Annotated in this window: 4 protein-coding genes; 3 read left to right on the top strand and 1 reads right to left on the bottom strand. The window is 34.2% G+C overall.

Translation table 11 applies throughout. The features are described 5' to 3' along the window. Nucleotides 1–430 (bottom strand): IS110 family transposase (locus CEF19_RS07895; RefSeq protein WP_157801073.1); only part of this gene is annotated, 430 nt, incomplete at its 3' end. Between the two features lie 309 nt (nucleotides 431–739). On the opposite strand from CEF19_RS07895, the gene CEF19_RS07890 reads away from it, so the two are divergent. From CEF19_RS07890 to CEF19_RS23465, 3 genes are all read left to right on the top strand, one after another. Continuing rightward, on the top strand, nucleotides 740–1276 hold the full coding sequence (locus CEF19_RS07890; RefSeq protein ID WP_100405593.1) for a hypothetical protein: 537 nt from the start codon (nucleotides 740–742) through the stop codon (nucleotides 1274–1276). A 420-nt stretch (nucleotides 1277–1696) separates the two neighbouring features. Continuing rightward, entirely contained in the window at nucleotides 1697–2227 is a 531-nt protein-coding gene (locus CEF19_RS07885) for an AAA family ATPase (RefSeq protein WP_100405592.1), read from the top strand. A gap of 37 nt (nucleotides 2228–2264) precedes the next feature. Next, a partial coding sequence (locus CEF19_RS23465; protein ID WP_198510258.1) for a hypothetical protein occupies nucleotides 2265–2596 on the top strand: 332 nt, incomplete at its 3' end.

Genomic DNA, 2596 nt, shown 5'->3' with positions numbered 1-2596 from the left:
TAATGTTCTCATGTTGTCTTGTAAGATTACGTAAGTTTAATAGTTGGACGCCTCGTTTTTTATAGGGTTCTAGTTCCTCTTTATAGAAAAGTTCGCACAATAGATAGGCATCAACTGCGTCAGTCTTTACCTTTCGTAAGCTAGAACTTTTGGCCTTATAAGAAATTAATGGATTAATAATAATTAATAGGTATCCACGCTCCTCAAGATAGTGAACGATAGGACTTTGATAATGTCCTGTTGCTTCTAGAATAACCGGAGGTTTCTTCCCAGTCTCAGCTTTCACTTCTTCAATAAATTGGACAAGATAATCTAGTCCTTCAAGAGTATGAGATACTTTAAAGCTCTTACGGTATGGTTTTCCCTTGTCTAAGAAAGCCTGAATCTGACTTTCTCCTTTTGATACATCCAGACCAATGACTGGATTCATTCGATATCCCCTCCAAAAGATAAATTAACCGGTACCCCTAATCCTTCTTGCAGTATCACAGCTTCGCTTGTTATACGAGATCTACGTCCCAACCAGCCTCAATCATGTTTCTACAAGTAGGGGCAAACTGTTTAGCTGACGGGATCAAGTCCCACGGGCAGTTACGTTTTACCCCGGCTACCGTTATAATAAGACCATATTAAAAAAGGTCAACCAGAAATATTTTCTTATCTGGCTGACCTTATAATACGAACGTGGCAGTTTAGTACAATAAAATTTAGAGATTTGAGTGTTATAGGGGGGATTAACTTGAAAAGAAATATAATCACAGGATTTTTATTTTGTATAGTTTTTTTAGTTGGTTGTTCAAATGAACAAACATTTGAGGACTTTTTTCATCAAAAAATGAAAGAAATGCATAAAGGTGAAAAAAGTTATTCATATTCACTGGTTCATACAGAGTTAAATGCCGTTCACGAAGATGATGGGATTGCAGTGTTCAAAGAGCGCAACAACAATCAAGAGGAACAGATATATATAGCTTACCTTGAGAAAGAAGGTAATCAATGGGAATGGAAGCGAACAAGAGGAGCTGAATGGAATACCCCTGTAAAATGGTCTTCAATGAACCAACCACCTTATATATATTCTGGTGCAATAAGTGATAGTTCAATTATTGAAGTATATGCAGGTGATGAACCAGCAAAAATCATTAACATTGAAGATGATAAAAGCTTTTGGTATGCGATAAGTCCTATTAAAGATGTAATAGTTAAGATGGTTAAAGAAGATGGTATTGAAGAGATTATTGAAGAAATAAACTACGAAGAATTACAGAGCAAATAATTTTGTGTGAAATAATACACTTATAGTAACGGATGCGTTGATCCTAGAAGGGTTAACGCTCTTTTTGTGGAATTACTGAACTAAAGAAGCAGTTGTAACTGCTAGACTAAACTGAACAGTTTTTGCTCGATAAGATTGAACACTTTTTTCCTGTAGAAACGAGCACTTTATTTGGAGAGGCGGGCATGGTAGCCTATCAAGAATGAGCCAGAACACTTGATGCAATTGGCTTCTCGGCTCATAATCATGCCCGTAGAGGCTCCATGTAAAGTGACAATGCTCAAACTCAAATTCCAATTAAGTGTTCATTCTTACTTAGCAGAAAGTGTTCAAAACTACTTGACGGTTACAGCAGTTTTGTTGAACATAAAAATAATCTCTTAATACATTATTCTGTTAAAAAATGAGGTGAATTAGTTAATGATAATTATGATTAACGGAGCATTTGGAGTTGGTAAAACAACTGTCTCTAACGAACTTCTGAAAGAGATAAATAATAGTATGTTATTTGACCCTGAAGAGGTAGGTTATATGTTAAGAAATGTTATCCCTGATGAGGTAAAGCGACTTGAAGCGAAAACAGGGGATTTTCAAGACTTACATTTATGGAAAGAAGTAACTGTTACGGTTGCAAAATCCCTAATTACTAAATATAAACTCAACTTAATAGTACCTATGACTATTAGAAAACCAGAATACTTTAACTACATTTTTAACGAATTTGAAAGTATTGATAAACAAACTTACCACTTTTGTTTAACAGCAAGTAAAGAAACTATTTACGAAAGGTTAAGGAAACGTGGAGAAAAAGAAGGGAATTGGTGTTTCCAACAAACTGAGAAATGCTTAGAAGCCTATAAAGAAAATAACTTTGGAGAGTACATAGATACTGAAAATGTTAGCGTCACCGCTATTATTGACAATATAAAGGAAAAGGTAAACCTTCCGTGAAAAAATGATATGTTATTCAGCAAACGGGGGAGTGAAAATGAAACAGAAAATATTACTTTCAATTCTAGTTTTTTCGATAATTTTCAATGGATACTTACTTTATAGTAATAACCACAAGCAGACTATAATTGATGAAGTTATATCATATAAACTAAATGCGGTATTAGCTGATAGTCATGGATTAAAAATGGCAATTGATTCACACTTAGAAAGTGAAACTGAAAACGGTCAGCTACAAGAAAGACTTCAACGTTTAATATTTACTACTCAGTCTGCTGAAAATGTTCTTCGATTGAGTAATAACTCCTATAGATTGAGGGTCGCATTAAAACAATACTGGTTTAATCTAGATACAATAACATTAAATGA

This window comes from Bacillus solitudinis (genome assembly GCF_002797395.1).
GTDB classification, from domain to species: domain Bacteria; phylum Bacillota; class Bacilli; order Bacillales; family Bacillaceae_D; genus Halalkalibacter_A; species Halalkalibacter_A solitudinis.
Note: the sequence above shows the minus strand (reverse complement) of the source record. Positions and strands in the feature narration are given on the sequence as shown.

Bases quoted from the DNA above. Each gene is read 5' to 3' on its own strand.
- CEF19_RS07885 (WP_100405592.1), top strand. From the start codon at position 1,697: ATGATAATTATGATTAACGGAGCATTTGGAGTTGGTAAAACAACTGTC.